Annotated in this window: 12 protein-coding genes; 6 read left to right on the forward strand and 6 right to left on the reverse strand. The window is 44.5% G+C overall.

Going from position 1 to position 21,153, the window contains the following annotated elements:
- Positions 1-79: 79 nt before the first annotated feature.
- From QUA40_RS17165 to QUA40_RS17175, 3 genes are read right to left on the reverse strand one after another with little or no spacing between them, the layout of a single operon-like run.
- Positions 80-3,742: a helicase-related protein gene (locus QUA40_RS17165; RefSeq protein ID WP_333127878.1), complete on the reverse strand. Its 3,663-nt coding sequence runs from the start codon at positions 3,740-3,742 to the stop codon at positions 80-82.
- A complete protein-coding gene (locus tag QUA40_RS17170; protein ID WP_333127880.1) occupies positions 3,739-6,768 on the reverse strand; it encodes a hypothetical protein in 3,030 nt (1,009 codons plus the stop codon). The genes QUA40_RS17165 and QUA40_RS17170 overlap by 4 nt, the downstream gene beginning before the upstream one ends.
- 13 nt (positions 6,769-6,781) lie before the next feature.
- Positions 6,782-7,051 carry a YciI family protein gene (locus QUA40_RS17175; protein WP_333127882.1) on the reverse strand — a complete coding sequence of 90 codons (270 nt, stop codon included), beginning with the start codon at positions 7,049-7,051 and terminating at the stop codon, positions 6,782-6,784.
- A 161-nt stretch (positions 7,052-7,212) separates the two neighbouring features.
- Here QUA40_RS17175 and QUA40_RS17180 point away from each other — a divergent pair, with 161 nt between their 5' ends.
- The gene (locus QUA40_RS17180) at positions 7,213-7,782 is read left to right on the forward strand and encodes a Uma2 family endonuclease (protein ID WP_333127884.1); all 570 of its coding nucleotides are present in this window, start codon (positions 7,213-7,215) and stop codon (positions 7,780-7,782) included.
- A gap of 160 nt (positions 7,783-7,942) precedes the next feature.
- Here QUA40_RS17180 and pheT read toward each other — a convergent pair whose 3' ends face one another.
- A complete protein-coding gene (gene pheT, locus QUA40_RS17185; protein WP_333127886.1) occupies positions 7,943-10,387 on the reverse strand; it encodes a phenylalanine--tRNA ligase subunit beta in 2,445 nt (814 codons plus the stop codon).
- A 665-nt stretch (positions 10,388-11,052) separates the two neighbouring features.
- Between pheT and QUA40_RS17190 the strand changes: the two genes are divergently transcribed.
- The 4 genes from QUA40_RS17190 (at position 11,053) to QUA40_RS17205 (ending at position 18,830) form a co-directional block, all read left to right on the forward strand.
- The gene (locus tag QUA40_RS17190; RefSeq protein WP_333127887.1) at positions 11,053-12,684 is read left to right on the forward strand and encodes a serine/threonine-protein kinase; all 1,632 of its coding nucleotides are present in this window, start codon (positions 11,053-11,055) and stop codon (positions 12,682-12,684) included.
- A gap of 332 nt (positions 12,685-13,016) precedes the next feature.
- Entirely contained in the window at positions 13,017-16,208 is a 3,192-nt protein-coding gene (locus QUA40_RS17195) for an MASE1 domain-containing protein (protein ID WP_333127889.1), read from the forward strand.
- Between the two features lie 27 nt (positions 16,209-16,235).
- Positions 16,236-18,023: a PAS domain-containing sensor histidine kinase gene (locus tag QUA40_RS17200; protein ID WP_333127891.1), complete on the forward strand. Its 1,788-nt coding sequence runs from the start codon at positions 16,236-16,238 to the stop codon at positions 18,021-18,023.
- A 309-nt stretch (positions 18,024-18,332) separates the two neighbouring features.
- A complete protein-coding gene (locus QUA40_RS17205) occupies positions 18,333-18,830 on the forward strand; it encodes a hypothetical protein (RefSeq protein WP_333127893.1) in 498 nt (165 codons plus the stop codon).
- Between the two features lie 88 nt (positions 18,831-18,918).
- Here the strand turns inward: QUA40_RS17205 and QUA40_RS17210 are convergent, their stop codons facing one another.
- On the reverse strand, positions 18,919-19,410 hold the full coding sequence (locus QUA40_RS17210) for a WbuC family cupin fold metalloprotein (protein WP_333127895.1): 492 nt from the start codon (positions 19,408-19,410) through the stop codon (positions 18,919-18,921).
- Between the two features lie 76 nt (positions 19,411-19,486).
- On the opposite strand from QUA40_RS17210, the gene QUA40_RS17215 reads away from it, so the two are divergent.
- Positions 19,487-20,710, forward strand: a complete 1,224-nt coding sequence (locus QUA40_RS17215; protein WP_333127897.1) for a tetratricopeptide repeat protein — start codon at positions 19,487-19,489, stop codon at positions 20,708-20,710.
- Between the two features lie 231 nt (positions 20,711-20,941).
- Here the strand turns inward: QUA40_RS17215 and QUA40_RS17220 are convergent, their stop codons facing one another.
- On the reverse strand, positions 20,942-21,085 hold the full coding sequence (locus tag QUA40_RS17220; protein ID WP_333127899.1) for a hypothetical protein: 144 nt from the start codon (positions 21,083-21,085) through the stop codon (positions 20,942-20,944).
- Positions 21,086-21,153: the final 68 nt, after the last annotated feature.

Below are 21,153 nucleotides of genomic sequence, written 5' to 3' on the forward strand. Positions count from 1 at the left end.
CGTAGAAAAACATTAATCAAGATCGAAAAATGAGTGAATAAGCCGGATTTATTATTATAACTGATGCAGCCTACAAGTTTCAGTTTACCTGCTTCGACAAGATCAAATTGAGCACGTTCAATTCGTTGGAACTCAAAAGATATTTATCTGTAAAAATCTTTTCGCGACTTTGCTCTAAACTGTAGCTTCTAAATACGATAAATGGGAAGTCTTGATACTTGTGCCCGATCGGCATTACACTGTCTATGGGATAGGTCGATCGCACATAAGCCGACAAAATATCTCGAAACCTCCTGTCTTCGGGTTCTTCCAGCCTCGTGTCAGCAAAATACTCCTGCATTTCCTCCCCGCTGACAAAAGCAAACAAAGGTATAGCATAATAGCGATAGAACTGCTGACTCTGCTGTTCAAAATACTGAGTTTTCTCCAAATCGTCGTTGAGAAACTGCAAAAGCTCGATCGCACATCCTCTTATAGCCAATTGTAAATTCTCAGGGGAAGATTTGCTATCCCTGACCATCTCCATTTTTTGCAGCAACTTAGCATCTAAACATTTCCGAATTTCCCTATTCAGCGCCATCTGGTAGTTTTCCTGCAAACTTTTATCAGCCAAAGGCACTAATAACAAACTACCACAAACATGACCAATCTCTAGATTACCACAACCCAACAAACCCTCAAGAGGATTGCACATCTGCAAAAACTTTCGATTAAAATCCTCCCGCATTTCCAGGTAAGAATCGCCCGTTGAACGAGACTTATCAGAATTTGTCAAAACAAACTCCCCACGGTTCAAAAGCTGCTCCAGACCTTGATAAACCTCCTGTAGCAACTTATTTCTTGGGTTGCTGCGGTGTTCGCTTTTCAAAATTTTAATTAAAGAAGCAATCTTGCTAGTAAAAGTATCGCCCACAGCAGAAATCGACTTCCCGCCAATCGGAATCATCAAAAACTTTTCCCTACCCAAATATCCATATCCCACAATCCGCGTCATCACCGCCGTCTTCAGAATTAGCAGCAAATTCAACAAACTCAACTTGCTTTCCTGTAGCGAAAGTTCCGCATCATCAGCGTAATAAACTGCTGTATCAGACAAGTAAAAAACCAACTCCTTAGCTTCACCATCCAGCGTATTACCATCCTCATCTTCCCCGCGCCCACGATAAATCACCTGTATGACTTCCATCAGATTTTTTTCAATCTGAAAGCGGGGAATATCTACTAAAATATGCTTAGTTTTCGGGAAAGACAAGCCACGACTTCCAGATGCAGTCATGAAGATTACTTTAACTTTATTTTTGCACTTTTGTATTTGCTCTTTCTCCTCTTCCGAGATATTCGCGTGGACTTCCAGATAATCGTTATAGCGCTTAAATTCTCGTTTTTTTTGAATTTTATCAATTAACTCGGCTAATCTTTGCTTATCCTGAATGTAGACTATAATTTGTTCAAATCCCGGTATTGCTAACCGCTGATTAATATCTTCAATTATTTCCGACTGTACCCGTTTTACTAAATCATTCTTTGGATTTAAAGCAGTATCTTCAGTAAACTTGACAGCCTCTACAAATACCTTATAAGTTATCTCTAAACTGCGAGCGGGATAGGAATTCGTATTGATAACTTTAGCAGCTAAGCGTTGGAATTCAAAAGGAGTCACCTGTAATGGTGGGATTTCCTCGGAATTTTTGGGTAGGTTTTTGAAATAGATTTTATCCGGTTCCGGCGAGGTATCATTGAGGTGTTGTTTAATCACATCCGGATCCACAATCGAAGCATCGGCTACAATAATTTTAGTATTAAAACCGTGTTTTGGGTTGTGCAATTCATATTTGTTAAGCAGCCTACCAATTCCATGCAAAAACTCAACGCCGCCGTCGTCTCCAGTAATTTCATCGATCATAATGAAAATGTGTTTGATGCGGCGAGAGATTTCTTGCATTTTAGGAGAAATGACTGATTTTTCCCGCTTGTTGTAAGCATCCTGAAATATTTTTTCTAAATGCTGGAGGGTGTTTTTGCCAGTTTCTGTCACCTTCAAAGACTGAATAGAAACGGTAGCCACGATATTGTTTGATGTCTGGCAATTTATGAGCGAATATATTCCCTCACAAATGCTATTTAGCACCCCATGCTTTTTGCCGATCCTAGGTTTGATTACTGTTTCTCCCCTCCTTTCAAGTTGCGGCTTGTGAGATTTTTTACGCTGTATTTTTGCACCCTCGTTGATGAATTGAACACTTTTTTGGTGAAAATTTTCTTGATGATTATTTGCGACGTAGTTGACGGTACATTGTCCAAAATTGCTGTCTATAATATCGGAGCTTGAGTTAATGCAAAATAAGCGATTGTTGCACAGCAAACCCGTCTTTTTATCTCGGAATTTTTCGATGATATCTAAGTTAACTTGCTTGCGGGGACTGACATAAAAGAACAAAAAGCCGTCGTTTATATGGCTTTTGAGGAAAGTGGCGATCGCAGTTGTTTTCCCAATTCCCGGATTCCCAGTCAAAAACAAGTAAGTTTCGTCAGATTCCAGTGCTTTCACCATCAATTCAGCGTGAGCATTTCTCAGATGTAATCCGCGAGAAATTTGCAAATCATCTGCCAATTTATCTGAGATAATATCAATGGAACTGACAAAGTTATCGATCCGCTCTGTATGACATACAGGTGTGACATTTTTGCCAATCGTTAACAAATCGCTGACAAACTTTTTGCCTTGCTGAAAACTGCGAGCCGCGTTGAGTTGGATCGCATCTAAAACTTCGCCACGAGCATCGTTAATCTGTTTATCTTTCGCTTCCTGCTGGTAGATTTTGGCACAATTCGCCAAGATGTCAATTTTATCACTGCGGAGGGAAATTGCGCTAATTGTGCGATCGCTATAACCGACAACATTCAACAACACCTCCGCACCATCAGGAATAATACCAGTTGTTTGCAGAAAACCGTAGAAGCTGTGAGCGTAGCTACCCGCCTGAATCAACTTAGCGCTTTCCTTATCCTTATACTTAAAAGCCGTAAAATAACGTTTTAAATCCTCCGAAAAGTCAATCCCTAAAGTGCTAGTATCGATTCGCAGATTAGAAAAAACACTTTTCGATCGCAAATAGCTAATTTCTCTAAGCAAAGACTTCCGCATCACCTCTATTTCGTTCAGATTCTCAACTTTTTCCGAAGTCAACGGGGGAGTAAACACAGATAAATCAACGCACAGAATTCTAAAATCCTTACCATTCTGTAACAAAATCAGGGTATCAGCTTGCAAAAACTCGCCTTTTTCCTTGTAGCGACGGATGTAGGAGTTAATCTCATCGCCTGATAAATTTGGTTTCGCAGTTTTTAACTGAGATAATACCTCTTTAAATCCTGCTTTTGCATCCTTATTATAAGTTATGATACTGTTAGCATCGCTAAAACTGCACTGACAGTACAAAATCTTCACCAAATTTAAATTCCAGCCCGTAGATTTGATGTACTCGTGGAAAAAATTCAACCCACCAATAAAGCCTTTTTGGACAAAAAATAAGCTCCATTTTTCAACAATTTTAGCATCCAAACTACCGAGCAAATTAGCTTCTCTAGTAATTTCCGCCATCATCTTTGGCAATTTGAGTTTCTGCAAATCTAGACGATAGGAATCACCGAAATTATGAGCTATATTTTCCCGCTGAATATATGCCAGAATGCCGATATTGAATCCCACCTCAAACAGCCGTCCAAAATCTTCACCGATCATGATCCTGTACCTCCATCGCTGACATTTAATACTTCTCTTACCTTATTCAAAAATGCCAGGGAATTAAAATCGGCACTACCGCCAGCATGACTAAATACAGACAAAGCACCAACCGAGTCATCGCCAATAATCCGCTCGTAGGGGTCAAGTTTTAAACTAATATTGTGACGAGCTTCATACTTAGAAAAGTGGAATAGTGTTAGATAATGTAGCAAAGTATTTTTGATTTCACCATCATAAATTAAACCTTCACGAATATCTTGATCGTCCAGGATACCTTGATAGATATTCAACAGAGTCGAGTAGGAAATTACACCGTTATAAAAGTTCTTTTCCTCCCTGACTCTAATTCCATTAAACAAGTTAAAAAACATCACAGCTTGTTGACTGGTATCCGCAAACAAGCTTTCAAGCTCCATTGCATCCTGAATATAAAAGGATTTCCCCTTATCGCCTAGGAAACTACGGACATAGTATTTGTCAAAGAATATCGGATAAATTTTGATATCTCGGCGCTCTCCTTTCAAAGTTCGGAGCAATTTTTTTGACATGAAAGATAATTCCTCATCTTCCTCAGTCTTGGTAATATGCAGCCTACTCATGTAAGGTGCTTGGGAAATATATGCGAAATTTCGATATCCTTGCTGATAAAGCTGGCTCATGACATCTTCAAGGATTAACGGCTCAGAATAAAGACGGCTGACACTGTAATTCTCGGAAAGTGTTTTCAGCATTTCAACTTGAATTGTGCTATTGTCTACGCGATTAATTCCGACAACTTCTCCGATTAAACTAGCTTGTCTTTGGAAGCGGTTTTGATTACCTTTTTTCGCATCACTATCTCGACTGGAAACGACAATAATTGCTAACTTGTCCAACTCGGGCGATAGCTGTACATTGCTAAACTTAAATTTTTTCGGTAGAATTGAATACATCGAACTCAAACCGTTCCGAATTGTGTAACCATTGGGCTGTTTTTTAATGCGAAACCCTTGAGAAGTTGAGCGTTGTTTTTCACTCAAAATATGAGACAATGTTTTGGAAAGGTTGGCCATAAACTTTTCTGACGGCGAAGGGTTTTTGTCGTCACCTTCGTGAAGTCTCACCATCGGAATAAATAAGTTGCCCTCAGTATTTTTGAGCAATATCCTCAGACAGATATATGACAGCAGCAGCATGGCAAACTTATAAACAAAAATCGCCGCAGGTTGTAAACCTTTATCACCGCTGTCTAGTCGTCTGTCGTCGTAGGGAAACACAACTAATTTTGTCTGAAAATGCTTGTCGTAGATGGCTCTAGAGCGATCGGCTTTAGGTGCAGAAAGTACAGGCAAAACATCGACATCTTTGATGTTGTATTCCATGCTGAAATTTTGGCGTTCATCAGTCGGGAAATACCGGACATCTTCTATGCTGATATTGACTGGTAGCTGACAAATAGATCTTTCATCGACACTAGGATCTTTGACGGTAATATAATGGAGCGTTTGTTTGTAATTTCGCTCCATAATTTCATTAAAAAATTTACCAGTCGTCAAAATATTGTCAATATCCTCTACCAGACCCATTTTGAGGTTTACGTGTCGCGTTTCTGTGTGGCTTGGCAAAGTTGTCTGACGTTCCAGAAAGCCTTTCAGCATCCTTTTCAGATGGGTAATTTTGTGCTTAATATTAAACTGATTAAACCCTTTAATAAAGTTGCGAAATAGCTCTCTTTTCGCCTCGTCGTCAGAACCTTGTAGGACTGGCAATACTCTTTGCTCAAATATGGCGATCGGCTGATAATTGAACTCAGATTCCGGGTCGTAATTTGGTGCTAGTGGATTGCTGCGAGAAGCAAACACAAAATAGTACAGCAATGCTAGTTTTAACACTTTTCGTACAAATGTTTCGGGATTAGAATCCTCCTCAAACTCTGATTTGTGTTCTTCACTATCTGGATTGAGCAGATTTAGAGAATATTCAAATACTTCTTTTCCACCGCGCGCTTGAACTGGATTATCAAATTTAATTTTTAGTCCAGATACAAACTTACGTTCGTTACGAGAATTGTCCGTACTTTCTCCCAAATAACCTTCTACAATAGGAATAATTGGCAGTGAATTTAGGACTTCCGCTCTGGCAAATATTTCTCTGTAATTAACTCTAATTCCAGCATAATTAACCTCATACTCGCCATCAGATTTATTTGAATCGTTGATATAAGCTTCTATCAATCTGAGTCGACGAATCAAATCTTCTAAATAGATGATTCCCACTGCATCTGTACTGTTGCTAGCACGAATGTGTTCTAGCAGATAATCTAAATAAATAATCTGAGCTTCTTTGTTTATTTTCCCCAGAGTTTCTTTGTCTACAAGTTTGATTAATTTGTGAAAATCAGAATCGGGATTTTCAACCATCTCATCAAGACGATGATTGAGTTCTTGTATGTCGCTGCTATTCTCGGCATTTTCATTGATATAATTTTGCAAACCCTGCTTAAGTTCTTGTTCAAAAATATCAGTGTTTCGGACAGCAATCGTTAATTTGTGAAGTTTTAAAGTCGCATGGCTACCAGAACCAAGGCTTTGCAAAGTTAGCTTTTCTTTTTCTAAAGGGTGGCGGATGCCAAAATCGTATTTGAAGCCTAACTCTTTGCCACTTCCCCGAAAAGAGGGTGAATCTAAAGGACTAATCAAATTAGCGACAAAGCTTTCGACAGAAGTATTTTGTGGCAATTTAGTTGATAGTTGCTGCCGCAAACACTCTCTAATCTGCCTGACTTGACTGCCAAAATGCTCCTCAATTTCTGCGGGGAAATTAACAGTAGCAGAATGTGCTTGACGTTCTAAAGAACCCAAGGGTTTTCGCACTTCCTTTTGGGTGACATCCGCAGCAATGGTGTCAATATCAATTAACAAGCGACGGCGGTCTTCTGATACGCTAAATGGGTTTTTGGTATGCAAAGTCTCTAAAATCTTGTCCAGCAAATCGCCATAATCTACTGGAACCAGTTCGTCGTCGCCTAGTCTTAAGATGTTCACCCTGCTAACTCCTTTAAAACGCTTGAATCCACTCTTTAATGTCGTATTCTGTCCAAACCTGATTTACCCAATAGGGATCGGCTTCCACTAATTGTCGCACCTGTGCCTCATCTTCCGCTTCGTAAATTGCAAAAACTTTTGTTAAATCTTTCGTTGGCCCGATCGTACTTAATACTCCCGATTCCTTTTGCTTAGCCAATCCTGCCAAATGAGCGTCTCGAAACGGAGCGCGTTTTTCGAGAACGTCTTCGCAGTAACTTCCCCACATTACATACTTGGTCACGGTTTTGAGCCTTGGATGAATTTGTTTAAAAGTTATTGTACAATAGGAGTAACAGGATTTAACTAAAATTTCAAGGATTAAGATTAATTAACTGCAGAGGGCGCAGAGGGCGCAGAGGAAGAGGGGAAAGAGAGAGGTTTGTTAGATAGGAGTAGATTGCTATGAATTTATTAGACATTCGTTTGTTGACGGTTCAAGAGTATCACCGCATGGCAGAAATTGGTATTTTTGACGAAGATGAACGAGTAGAATTATTGGCAGGACAGATAGTAAAGATGGCCGCCAAAGGAACAGCACACAGTGCGGCGATTGCGCGCACGAAGATATTACTGGATAACCATTTAGGAGAACAGATTTTTGTGCGACTGCAAGACCCGGTTCGGATGAATAATTACTCGCAACCTGAACCGGATATTTCTGTAGTTATACCAGATCCACTTTACTATGAAGACCACCATCCAATTCCTTCAGAAATTTATCTAATTATTGAAGTTGCGGATACTACGCTGAGAACGGATTGCGGGATTAAAGCGAAAATTTATGCTGAGTCGGGAATTACTGATTATTGGGTTTTGGATGTAAATAATCGGCAACTTCATGTTTTTCGAGAACCGAGTCAGGATGGTTATCTAAGTCGGGTAATTCTTGCGGATGGTGATAGTATTTCTCTTTTGCGCTTTCCTGATTTTTCTTTTTTTGTACGGGAGATGTTGCGTCCTTTAAATTATTGATTTTTTGAGTAATTAATTTTTTTAGGAATCGCTTGGCCACAAAAACCGGGTTTCTCTGTTAATAGTTGGTTGATGGCGGTACATCTTGGAAGAAACCCGGTTTCTCAGTCTTTGCGTGTAAGTCGAGAGAGGGCGGGCAATTTTAGCACCGCCCTTACAATTAGCTTCTGAGGCTGACACCGAATTTCTCAACTAAAACATCGCGAACTTTTTGCTGTGCCGGTTCGACATCGGTTTCGCTGAGTGTTCGATCGCCCGCGCGGTAAATTAACCGAAAAGCCAAACTCCGCTGTCCCGCCGGTACGTTGTCGCCTCGATATTCGTCGAACAGTTCCACGGAATCCAGCAAACTCCCGGCAGCCTTTTTCATCGCACTCTGCATCTCAACAACCGGAACTTCAACTGGTGCGAAAAATGCAATGTCTCTGTCAGAAGCGGGGAAACTCGAATAACCCGCGAATTTGCGAGTTAAGTTGTTCGATCGATCCAACGCTGCCAACAGCACCGCTAAATCTAATTGAAACACGTAAACCTGCTCAGGCAAATCCTTTTCTTGCTGCAATTGCGGGTGCAACTGTCCAAAAACTCCTAAATGTTTCCCGTTTAACGATAACGCCGCCGTGCGGCCAGGATGCAAGCGTGTATTCGAGGAATCACTTTGATATTCTACCGACAAACCCAACTCTTGAAACACGCTTTCCAAGATACCTTTTGCCTCAAACCAGCTCAAAGGTCGATCGCGCCCTCCCTGCTGCCATTTCCACACAGTCGGATCGCCGCCAATAATCCCCGCCACTGCATCGGCTTCCTTCATTGCATCCCCATCTTTCCAGAAAATGCGGCCGACTTCAAAACCGTTTAGCGCCCCATTTCCCTGTTCCAAATTGTACCCGAAAGCATCAATCAAACCCGACAGCATTTCTCTCCGCAAAGCCGAATACTCCACAAACAGCGGATTCGCCAGTACAACCTGATTGTCTCCCTCAGTTTTCACCAAAGAATAGTGCATCAACTCCGTCAAACCTGCCGCCCGAAAAGCCGATCGCACATTCCGAATTGCCGCGTATTCCGGCGACAGATAACCAGGTTCCGTTTTGCTGGGCAAAGTATCGCAGAAATGGTCATAACCGTGGAGTCTGGCAACTTCTTCAATTAAGTCAATTTCCCTTTCTAAATCCCGGTAGCGGTAAGCAGGAACAGTTATCGCAAACACCCGTTCTTTTTCCGTCGCAACAACTTCGCATCCCAAGGCTGTCAGAATATTTTTTACCTCTTCCGGTTCCAGATATTTAGAACCGCCCGTTTGTCCTCTTTTCAACTGCCCTAAAACCAGATTTACTCGGTCTAAACGCAATTCGAGCGATCGCGAAAAACTCAAATCATCGCCAGAACTCGCCGTTTTCTGCACCGTCGCAGTGCCTCCAGCCAACTCCAAAATTAGGGCTACAGCGCGGTTGCAGGCCGTCGCCAAAGCCGCCTGATTCACCCCCCGTTCGTAGCGGATCGATGCCTCGCTCCGCAGGCCTTGAGCGCGCGCAGAACGGCGAATCGTTGCCTGGTCAAAAATCGCGGCTTCCAAGACTAAATTTTGCGTTCCTTCGTGAACTTCCGTATCTTCGCCACCCATTACCCCAGCTAAGGCAACGGGTTTGTCGCTAGCAGTAATTAACAGATTTTGTGCTTGCAAATTGCGGTTTTGTCCGTCCAAAGTTTTGAACGATTCGCCTGTTTTGGCAAAGCGGATGCCGATGCTGATATCTTGAGTACCAGTGAAAGATTGTAGGCGATCGCGATCGAAAGCGTGCAGCGGTTGTCCCCATTCCAACAAAATGTAATTAGTCACGTCAACCACATTATTAATTGGCCGCACTCCCGCAGCCTGCAACCGCTGCTGCAACCAAGCTGGAGAAGCAGCAATTTTCACACCTTCAATTGCCGTGCCGATGTAAATCGGGCATCCTTGCGGTTCCGATATTTCTACTGCCAAACCAGGACTTTCTTTGCCCTCAATCACAACACCATTCGCTGCGGGAATTCTCAAACTCGCCCCAATCAGCGCCGCCACTTCCCGCGCTACGCCCACCATGCTCAAAGCGTCTGCCCTGTTAGCAGTTGCTGTCAAGTCTAAAATAACGTCGTCTAAACCCAAAATCGGGCGAATATCGCTGCCCAATTCGGGATTTTCTAACTCAAAAATGTGAATTCCGGCTGACTCTTTAGATAGTCCCAATTCCGCCAGAGAGCAAATCATTCCTTCTGAAGGAACGCCCCGCAATTTAGCAGGTTTAATCTTTAAATCAATAGTCGATAAATAAGTGCCGACAACAGCGACAGGCACGTAAATGTCTGCCCTAGCGTTGGGTGCGCCGCAAACAATATTCAAAGCTTCACCAGAGCCGACATCCACTTGACAAACTCTCAATTTGTCTGCATTCGGATGCTGTTCGCATGCGATGATTTTGCCCAAAACTACACCGCTTGCCCACGGGCGGCGGTCTTCAATTTCTTCAACTTCAAAGCCTGCCATTGTCAGGGTTTCGGCTAATTCCTCCGGGGATATGGACACATCCACCAATTCCCGCAGCCAGTTTAGAGAAATACGCATAATTTAGTCAGTAGTTAGTTGTCAGTGCTCGGTAGTTATTAGTCATTAGTCTGCGCCGGCCGGCTTCGACTGTGCAGTCACAGAATTTATTCGGCAAAGCCTTTACTACCATGATAATTTAATTTTGTCAATAGTTTTGTGGTATACATAAGCAAAAACGAGCGATCGGTCACTTATGTTGATGGCTCCTGCGGGGATTAGTAACATTCTCATTCAGATAATGAGGTATGCTAGAAATATCTCACAGTGCAAATATCTATACTTCGGACAGTTTTTGATTGCCCACCTTAGCATAAGGGTTTCAAGGCGATTCGGCAATCGAGCTACCAACGGAAAATCGAGGGTGTCAGACTACTAACTAAAAACAGTCCGGACTATTGAAAGCTCACCTAAGTTTAGAAAGACTTTACACAAAAAAGGACAACTTTAGCAAGTCTTTAAACTATCTTCAAGGATAATCCACGGAAAAAACTCACAGCAGCGAGATAATCAAAATAGGGAAAAGATATCTGCCTAAAAGACTTAGGTGCAATTCCAATTCGCAACCGGACGCACGGCCCGTCGGCAACTGATAGATCAGTATTTCTACCAGAAGCAGGAACAGGCAACTTGTGCAGTCGAGCGACGCTGACAAGATCAGAACAACATAGGCAAACTCAATCAATATGAGCTACTGCGTAAATCCGGGCTGTCCACATCCTCAAAACCCTGCTGACTCTATTCTCCAGTGTCAGACGTGCGGTGCGCGGTTATTGCTGCGCGCTCGCTACCGAGTCATTGAACCGTTAGGACAAGGAGGTTTTGGAGCTACATTTCTGGCAAAAGACATCTCATTGCCCGGTCAACCGAGTTGCGTGGTCAAGCAATTGCGACCCAGTAGTTCGTCGCCGCGAGTTTTAGAAATGGCGCGGGAATTATTCAAGCGAGAGGCAAAAACCCTCGGCCAACTGGGCGACCACCCGCAAGTACCCAGGCTGCTAGACTATTTTGAAACCGAACAGCAATTTTACTTAGTTCAAGAGTATGTAAAAGGCTCGACTTTGAAACAAGAAGTCAAGCACTCAGGCCGTTTCAACGAATCCGACGTTAAAAATTTTCTATTAGAAATTCTGCCAGTAGTGCAATATATCCACAGCCAAGGAGTAATTCACCGAGACATCAAACCCGCAAATATTATTCGCCGAGTTCAAGACGGCCACTTAGTTCTGATTGATTTCGGAGCGGTAAAAGACCAAGTTAGCCAAACAATATTATTAGACCCCGCCGACCAAAGCGCTAACACGAAATTTTCAGTCGGCACATTTAGTTTTGCCCCCCCGGAACAAATGGCGCTGCGGCCGATATTTGCCAGCGACATCTACGCGGTGGGCATGACTTGCTTGTACTTGCTGACAGGAAAATCGCCCAAGGATTTAGATTTTGATGGAGTAACCGGCGAAATTGTTTGGCAGCCACACGTTCAGGTGAGTCCAAATTTTGCGCGGATTCTCGAAAAAATGCTGAAGCCGATGGTTGGTCACCGCTTCCAATCAGCAGCAGATGTGCTCAGAGCTCTCTCTGGCCAATTTGAAGACCCAAATCTGGTCGATGGCTTGGCAACTCAATTCAACGGCTCTTCTCGTGCAGTTGAAGAACCGACAATATTTAATGACGAGGGTTCTTCGTGGTCACCGCCTCAAAGCAAAATTAATCAAGATTTACGATCGAACCACACCCGCGCTGGTAGAACTTCCTTCAGCCAATCCGGGAACACGGGGATGCAGCCGAGAGTTTCCCGGACTCTGGCTGAGTCCGGCAGAACTTTCGGAACCGTTGGACCTTCTAGCGGCAATTTAGCAGCGTCAAAGCTATCGAAAGTTGCTCCTAAGTGGGACACCAACAGCGTGCGATCGGCATATTTTAAAGGCAAGCGCGATTTTGCTGACTGCGAACTGTCGGGTTTGCAACTGCAAAAAGCGCAGTTAGCGGGAGGGAATTTTTATCAGGCTAAGTTGGTGAAGGCAAATTTGCAAGCAGCGGATTTGTCGGGGGCGAATTTGGGTCACGCGAGGTTAATTCAGGCGAATTTGCGAGATGCTAATTTGACTGAGGCTTATTGCAGCACTGCCAATTTTGAAGGCGCGGATTTCCGAGGTGCTGACTTGACGGGGGCTTATTTGACTAAGGCGAATTTGCGGGGAGCAAATTTGTGCGGGGCGAATCTTACGAACGCTACAGTTTCTGAGGAACAACTGGCAATGGCAAAGACCAATTGGCTTACTGTTAAGCCGGATGGCAAGCGGAGTTTTGGATTTTAAGAAGTCATTGGGCATGGGGCATGGGGGGGGCATGGGGCATGGGGCATGGGGCATGGGGCATGGGGCATGGGGCATGGGGCATGGGGCATGGGGCATAGGGCATAGGGCATGGGGCATGGGGAGTTGTTAGCTGCTACTAATCACCAATCACAACAGTCAACAGTCAACAGTCATCAGTCAACAGTCAACAGTCAACACTCAACACTCAACACTCAACACTCAACACTCAACTTCCCACTCCCCCAGTCAGGTGAGTCGTCAGGAGGAAGCCCGATCGCCCCAAAGTCGCCTAAATTAAAAACTAGGAATGGAGGATTCGATCGCACCTAAACATGAAACTGCTCAACCCCCGCACTCGAACGCTTCTGTACACCGGCATCCTGGCGCTGGCCTACTGTGTTACCGGAAAACTCGCAGCGTCGATGCTGGGACTGGTAAAAGCCGAACCCTCCCCCGTGTGGCCGCCCGCCGGTATTGCTCTAGCAGCACTGCTATTGCAAGGGCGACGGATGTGGCCGGGAATTGTCCTCGGTTCAGTGCTGTTAAACTCTACCGGCGGGGTGCCGTCGGCTGTCATTGCCACATCGGCCTTTAGCGTCACCCTGCAAGCGCTGGCTGGAGAGGCTTTGCTGAGGGAGAGCGGATTTTCTACCAAACTCGATCGATTGCGAGATGTCCTGGCTTTGGTAGCGGGCGCTGTCATCGGGTCTACTTTGGTCGGCTCTATCCTTGGCAACTTGGGAACCTGCATTTTTGGTTGGGCTCAGTGGAGCAATTTCTCTCGCAACTGGTGGACTACGTGGCTGGGAGACGGTATGGGAATTTTGATTGTGACGCCCGTGCTGCTGACTTTGAACCACGCCGTTAATAGTTTTAAATTTCCATTCAAACTGAGATGTTTTATTGTTCTCAATTACTTGTTTAGGAACAGGCAAGATGCCTGTTACACAAGAGATGAATTTTATTGTGAAACAGGCATCTTGCCGGTTCTTGACGGTGTAAAAGGTGAGATAAAACCTGGGATTATTTCAAGCTTAAAAGCATTTTTTAAGTGGCTAAAATCCAATTTACAAATTAATAATTACCAATTATTAATTTGTAAGTCTAAAGCCACACTTTCTGCACAGGTAAACCGCTATAACCTACTATTTTTAATTGTTAATTATTCAGAAATAGCGCTTTGGCTGACTCTGTTGCTGAGCGTTAGCTGGCTGTTTTTTTGCTCTAAAATACAGGAGGGGATCGCTCAGTATCCGCTGGAGTATCTGCCTTTTCCTCTAATAGTTTGGGCGGCCCTGCGGTTTCAACCGGCGGGAGCGATTTTTGCTTATTCGATCGTCTCTTGCATCGCGATTTGGGGAGCAGTACAGGGAGGCGGCCCGTTTTTGGCTAAAAGCGATAATCTCAAACAGGCGGTTTTGTTTTTACAAGCTTTTACCGGTACGATCGCCCTTGTGGCTCTGATGTTGGCTGCCGCCGTAGCAGAACGCCAGCAAGCGCTCGTGGAGGTGCGCCGCACGGCCGCCATGCTGCGCGATCGCGAAGCTAGTCTGGCGAACGCTCAGCGCATCGCTCAGTTGGGCAATTGGGATTTAAATTGCGCCGCCCTCACAGCAACTGAAAAGTGCGAAGAATCCGCAGAACATCGTATATCCAATATCGAATTGCGGTGGTCGAACGAACTTTACCGCCTCTTGGGTTTTGCTCCTGGAACTGTCAAACCGACACCAGAAGTTTTTTTGCAAACCGTACATCCAGAAGACCGAGAATTGGTGGCGCGATCGCAGCGCCAAGCTATGTTTGAGCGCACACCCTATTGCATTAACTACCGAATTGTGCTAGCAGACGGCTCCGAACGCACTGTCTGCGAACAGTCGGCCATTCAGTCAGGGGCGATCGCCGCCACAGTCCAAGACGTTACCGAACGCCACCGCGCGTTCGTGGCTTTGCGGGCGTCCTCCGATCGCGATCGCTTGCTCTCAGAAATCGCCCTGCGAATTCGCAACTCACTCGATCTCGAAGAAATTCTCAACACTACTGTTGCCGAAGTCCGGCAATTTTTTAAGGCAGACCGCGCTTTCATCGGTATTATGGACGCGGACGGGGTACATCTTCCTAGTCCGGTGTACGGTAAGGTTGTGGCCGAGTCTGTGGGAAGCCAATGCCGTTCTATTCTCGGGTGGGTGCTCGCTGATGAGAATCACCTCGAAAACTTGAGAACGTTTTATGCCACCAACCGTGTCCGAGCTATCTCCGATACTGCTAGCGTTCAACTCAGCGGTGCAGTTGCCCAATTATACAGCGACTATCAAATTCGCGCGACGTTAAATGTGCCGATCGTCCTGGGGGATGAATTGTTCGGGATCTTAGCCGTCAACCAGTGCTGCGGGCCCCGCCAGTGGCAAGAATTTGAAATTGATTTGTTGGAAAAACTCGCTACCCAAGTGGCGATCGCTCTCCAGCAAGCTCAACTTTTGCAACAGGTGAAAGCTCTCAATGCCAACTTGGAATCTCAAGTGGAGGAACGCACCCGCCAACTACAGCAAAAAATGCACGAACTGGAAGAAACCAATTGCCTGAAAGACCTATTTTTGCACGCAGTTTCTCACAATCTCCGCACTCCTGTTATGGGAATGTTAATACTGCTGAAAAATTTGCTCAACAAATCGCCTTCTGACTCTCTACAAGATGTTCCGGTTTCTCGATCGATTTTGCAGCGGATCGTTCAAGCTAGCGAACACCAGTTGACTATGGTTAATTCCCTGCTCGACGCTCACGCTAGCGAGGTCAAAGGTATTGTTCTCAATACTGTACCGCTGCATTTGCCGTCTTTAGCTTCAGCCATTGTTGGCGATTTAGAACCGATGTTGGCCAAAAATCAAGCAACTTTAACTCATAAAATACCACTGGATTTGCCACAAGTCAAGGCCGACATCAAACACTTGCAGCGGGTGTTGGAAAACTTGTTGACTAATGCTATTAAACACAATCCTCCGGGAGTCAATATCACTTTTAAAGCTGAGGTAATAGAAGTTGAAAAAACTCTAAACTATGAAGAAAATTTACAGGTTTTAACATCTCAAAATACTCAGCTCGCCCGCTATATCCCTAACCTTGCCTCTGCTGCGGGCGATCGTCCTGGGATGGGCGAGGCCCCCCAGAAAAATCAGGAAACCCTGGCCAAATTTAACCTCGACGGCAGTTGCAAAATGCCCCGCTATCAGGGTCAAATTGGCAATATCGGCAGCAAATTGCCCGGAGTCACCGTAAAAATGGTTTGCTGTACTGTAACAGATAATGGAGTGGGAATCAGCCCCAAACAGCGGGAATCTCTGTTTGAACTTTACGTTCAAGACCCTAATAGCCGACAATTAACAGGGCTGGGTTTGGGATTGTACCTGTCCAAGCAAATTATCAAAGCTCACGGTGGCGAAATCGGCGTCGAAAGCACTCCCGGCGGTGGCTCGACTTTCTGGTTTTCGCTACCTGCTGTCAACTCGGACGATCGATCTTTATCAATCTAAAATCTAAAATCTAAAATCTAAAATGGTATGAGCTATTTGGGCAATGCAAAATCAGTTCAGGGGTTAACGGTTTACGAGGTGTGGCGCGATCGCTTCCTCCGAGATCGGCTGCGCCCTGCTGTCGGAATTGCCATCTTTTTTGCCTTCACCATAACTGTCTATTTTCTGGGCAAACGATTCTTAGCTCACCAGGAGTTTGAAAGTGTTTATTTGTACACAAGCGCTGCTGTAGAATTGGGTTTGCTGACCTGTTTTGTGTTGCAAAAAACCTCCTTCGGACAGCGCTATCCCGGTTTGCTATTTTTGGGGTTTTCGTGGTCGCTGACGCTGGTTGTACAGCTTGGGCTAGCCGTCGCACAAGCCGGGGAATTACCAATTTTTACCTGGAGTTTAGCGTTTCTGATCCAAGCTACGCTGATGCCCGTCCGCTGGCGCCTCCACCTGATTTCTCAACTCGGCGTTTTGTGTTGCCACGTCGGGATAAATTTGGTTTTAAATCTAAGTTTTGCTAAGTATACTCCTTTTAAGTTGACCGGGTTGTACTTATATTTGTTTTGGTTTTGTTTGATTTGCGATTTGTCGGTTTATTGGTACGAATGTCTGCAACGGAAAGAGTTTAGTACCAGGCATGAGTTGGAATCTGCTTACCAGCAGTTGGAGGTGGCAGAGGCGAAGTACCGCAGCATTTTTGAGAATGCCGGCGAGGGAATTTTTCAAAGCACTCCCGATGGCCGTTATATTACGGCAAATCCAGCTTTGGCTCGGATTTACGGCTGCGATTCCCCGGAAGAAGTGACGGCAAAGTTTACTGATATTGAGCGGCAGTTGTACGTCGATCCAGTTCGCAGAAATGAGTTTTTGCGATCGATCGAGGAAAGCGGCACAGTATCGGATTTTGAATCTAAAATTTACCGCTCAGACGGCAGTATTGTCTGGATTTCCGAGAAAGCGCGGGCGGTACGGGATCGCAGCGGCTCCGTGCTTTATTATGAGGGTTTAATTGAGGATATCACGCAGCGCAAACAGGCACAAGAATCGCTGCGGCTGTTTATCCACGCTCTTTCTCACGACTTGCGAAACCCGGTGGCGGGAATGTTAATGGTGCTGAAAAATTGGCAGACGAAACCTGGGGATTCGATCGCAATTCCCCGTTCTATTTTGGAGCGAATGATTCAAGGTAGCGAGCAGCAGTTGGGGTTGATAAACTCGCTTTTGGAAGTTCACGCCGGGGAATTGCGCGGTTTTGTTTTGCACTGCGATCGGGTTGACTTGAGGGCCGTAGTTGAAGCGGCTGGGGCAGATTTGGAGCCTTTAATGAATGAGGCTCAAGCTACTTTTAAAAATTTAGTGCCAGAAAATTTCCCCGCCGTCAATGCTGACAAAACTCAGTTGTGGCGTGTGTTCTCTAATTTAATTGCTAATTCTTTGAAACACAATCGACCCGGGCTGAATTTAAAAATTTCGGCTCAAGTAATTAAGGCGGGGAAATTAATTATAAATCAAAGCACAGCAAAACAAGACATCGACAAATTACCGATTACCAATCCACAATCCCCAATCCCTAATTCTCCAAGTAGCATGATTTACTGTACCGTTGAAGATGACGGGGTGGGAATATTGCCGGAACAGTGCGAACATCTTTTTGACCTCTACGTTAGGGGTTATCAATCCCGACACTCCCTTGGTTTGGGTTTGGGCTTGTATCTTTGCCGACAAATTATTGGCGCTCACGGCGGGGAAATTGGGGTAATTAGCAGTCCCGGTGCTGGGGCAAGTTTTTGGTTTACTTTGCCGCTGGCTGAGAATTCCCGGTAATTTTTTTGTATGTTTAATTACATTTAATCTAGCAACAGCGGCTGACATTTGGAACCTTCTTAATTGCTGAAAACCTTGCGAAATAGTTCTTCTTCCGACTTCCATCGGACTTCTGCTCTACTTTGGTTGTACCATCGCAGGTGGCTTTTTGAGCGGCCGGGGCCAAATTAGTCGATCGGACTATTGATATTAATTTAAAACCGTGGTATACTTCCCGAAAGTTTTTAAAGGAAAAATAAACTTCCAATCTTCATATTTTCTTTAGAAACATCATTTAATCTAGAAAATCTCTAAAACTAGATAAAAAATATGCAATTTATGTTTATCGAGCAAAGCTCAGAAAACACAGCTAAATACGATGCAGCTAAGTACGACTCAGCTAAATATAACGAGCGGTCGTTCTCAACTTTAATTCGGGCGCTCCGTCTTTCCCAAGGTTACTTTTCTTTCGTTTTAGTTCACTGCAACTCGCTAGCTTTGCGGCAGCAAATAGTCGATCGGCTGCAAGCAACTTGTCCCGTGCAACCGCAGCAACTGTTTTTGCCCGAATCGGCGACAACTCTCTACACGACAATCGCAGCAGAAGTAGACGCGGAACAGCCTCCAGCTTTAATGATTCTCGGTTTGGAATCAGTGCAGGCGATCGATCGATTGCTCGTTTCTACCAACCTACTATGCAGCGAATTCAGCAAAAAATTTTCCTTTCCCGTCGTCTTTTGGGTAACGGATGAACTTCTGAGAAAAATTATTCGCACCGCCCCGGATTTATACAATCGGATGACGACAATTAGATTCATCAGTGAGTAGTAATCAGTCGATAGATTGTAGATTGTAGATTGTAGATTTTTAACAGTTAACAGTCAACAGTTAACAGTCAACAGTTAACAGTCATTAGTCAACTGTTAAATTCCGCTTCCCAAATCAGAACTAATTCTCGCGCCGCCGCAGTTCCCTCAGCAGGAAAACCTGCCAAAAAGTCTTTATCCGCCCCCACGTCGTAAGGCCCTTCCTTAAACTCCAAAATTACAGTATCCACTGCCAAAGCTACTAACGTATGAATAGTGCCCTCTGGAAGTTCGACAGCGCGAGTCGGGCCCGCAGCGCTGACTCGCAAGGAACGGAGGATTTGACCGTTTTCATTCAAAATAACAATACCGACTTCTCCTTGAATAACCACAAAAAACTCAAAACCGTTAACCGCCTGCGGGCGCAGGTGTTGGTGAGGGCAGACGTAAGTGCCTGGTTGCAGCACGTTGACAAAGCGCTGCACTTTTTCAGACAAATCATGGAAATTGTAGTTTTGTCGCTGGCGGGGACTGCGGCGGGATGAAGCGGCAACTTCGTCTAGCAATTCTTGCGTCAGCAATTTGATCGGAGGGGACTGCACAACAGATATCCTGTATTTAATAGTTTTTGAACAAATGGGCTAGTCTGGGATCATCGTTATCAGCATCTCTTGACACATGGAAATCGCAACTCAGGTGCGTATCACTAAGGCAATGCGTTTGTCAAGTATCTTTAGAAAAAGTATTAGCCCGATCGCCCTTTCGACTATTCTAGTCTGCGCCAGTAGTGTTTCTGCCTCTGAACCGAGGCCGGCACTGTTAATTCAGCAGGAATTGCCACAGCAGCAAGTTAAAGAAGAAATTCGCGATCGAGTTCAAGAAGAAGTTGACATTGCTTTTGGGCGCACGGCGGTACTGCTGAACGGGCTGATAATTGCCCTAACTTTGTTTCCGACAGCAGCCGGAGTCGGGGTTTGGTTTCTGTTGAGCAAATTGTCCAAGCAGACAACAATTGCCCGCCAAGAAATTGAAAGTCTCCATTACGATACAATTTCTCAATTAAAACTATTAATTTCGGATGCTGAAACTATCTTAGGTGAAATTCAACACCAAAGTCACGCGGCGGATGCAGAAACAGACTTGTTATTGCCCGATGCCCAAATTCAAGAATTTGCTCCTGTTAACTATGGCAATTACCAACAGCTATTGACCGCGGGCGACTATGCTAAACAGGGAGATGCTTGTTTCTTTGAAAACCGTTATCAAGATGCGATCGCAGCTTACGATCAGGCCCTGCAAATTCAGCCGGATTTAGCCGATACTTGGAATAACCGAGGAGTAGTGCTCACGAGAATGCAGCGGTATCCAGAGGCGATCGCCTCTTACGAACAAGCTACTACAATTCGCCCCAATTATCCCGATGCTTGGAACAATCGAGGCGTGGTATTGTTGGAGTTGCAGAAGTACCAGGAGGCGATCGGCTGTTACGAACAAGCAATTCAAGCCAAACCCGATTATGCCGATGCTTGGAACAACCGAGGCGTTGCTTTTTCCAAAATGCAGGAGTACGAACAAGCAGTAATTTCTTACAATCAAGCCCTACAAATTAAAAATGATTATACTGACGCTTGGAACAATCGAGGCGTTGCACTCTCCAAATTGCAAAAATACGAAGCTGCTATTGATTCCTACGACAATGCTGCTAAAATCCGGCCTGACTTTTACAGAATTTGGTACAACAAAGCCCGATGTTATGCCCTACAAGGCCAAATTGAATTAGCAATTGAAAATTTAAAGCGCGCCCTCAATCTTAATCCCAATGTATGTAAAGAGTTGGCAAAAAGTGAAGCTGATTTAGAAAAAATTCGCGAACACGACGCATTCAAGCAGTTGATTAATTGATCGGAACTCAGTAGATGAGTAGGAAAATACATACAGCCTATTCCAGGTTTATGAAGTGTAGGGAAAAAGGTTTTCGCCTTTTCCCTACGGGGATAGAACCATAGACGGGGGTACTTCATAAACATGGAATCTGCTTTAAGTAGTCAAAAGCGAGTGAAACGAAGCTATTGGCTTTCGGTTCTGGTAGTTGTACATTCGGTTATACAGCAAGGTTTATTTGTGCCTACCTACTTACTTCTGTTTAATTACTACCAAAGTAATGTCATCAAATACTTTTTGCTCCCCCATGTATCGCCGCACGTCGTCAATAACAGCTTGCTTGATTTCTGTTGCTGACTGTTCCCTGTTAATGACCACAACTTCAATCGGGTGCATCTCACTTTGGCAAATACATCAAATTGAAAGTTGACCGTTGAGATAAGCACAGCGAAGAGCAAGGATAG

Source organism: Microcoleus sp. Pol11C3 (genome assembly GCF_036701485.1).
GTDB lineage: Bacteria > Cyanobacteriota > Cyanobacteriia > Cyanobacteriales > Microcoleaceae > Microcoleus.

Bases quoted from the DNA above. Each gene is read 5' to 3' on its own strand.
- QUA40_RS17165 (WP_333127878.1), bottom strand. From the start codon at position 3,742: ATGATCGGTGAAGATTTTGGACGGCTGTTTGAGGTGGGATTCAATATC.
- QUA40_RS17180 (WP_333127884.1), top strand. From the start codon at position 7,213: ATGAATTTATTAGACATTCGTTTGTTGACGGTTCAAGAGTATCACCGC.
- pheT (WP_333127886.1), bottom strand. From the start codon at position 10,387: ATGCGTATTTCTCTAAACTGGCTGCGGGAATTGGTGGATGTGTCCATA.
- QUA40_RS17190 (WP_333127887.1), top strand. From the start codon at position 11,053: ATGAGCTACTGCGTAAATCCGGGCTGTCCACATCCTCAAAACCCTGCT.
- QUA40_RS17195 (WP_333127889.1), top strand. From the start codon at position 13,017: ATGAAACTGCTCAACCCCCGCACTCGAACGCTTCTGTACACCGGCATC.
- QUA40_RS17200 (WP_333127891.1), top strand. From the start codon at position 16,236: ATGAGCTATTTGGGCAATGCAAAATCAGTTCAGGGGTTAACGGTTTAC.
- QUA40_RS17205 (WP_333127893.1), top strand. From the start codon at position 18,333: ATGCAATTTATGTTTATCGAGCAAAGCTCAGAAAACACAGCTAAATAC.
- QUA40_RS17215 (WP_333127897.1), top strand. From the start codon at position 19,487: ATGGAAATCGCAACTCAGGTGCGTATCACTAAGGCAATGCGTTTGTCA.
- QUA40_RS17220 (WP_333127899.1), bottom strand. From the start codon at position 21,085: ATGCACCCGATTGAAGTTGTGGTCATTAACAGGGAACAGTCAGCAACA.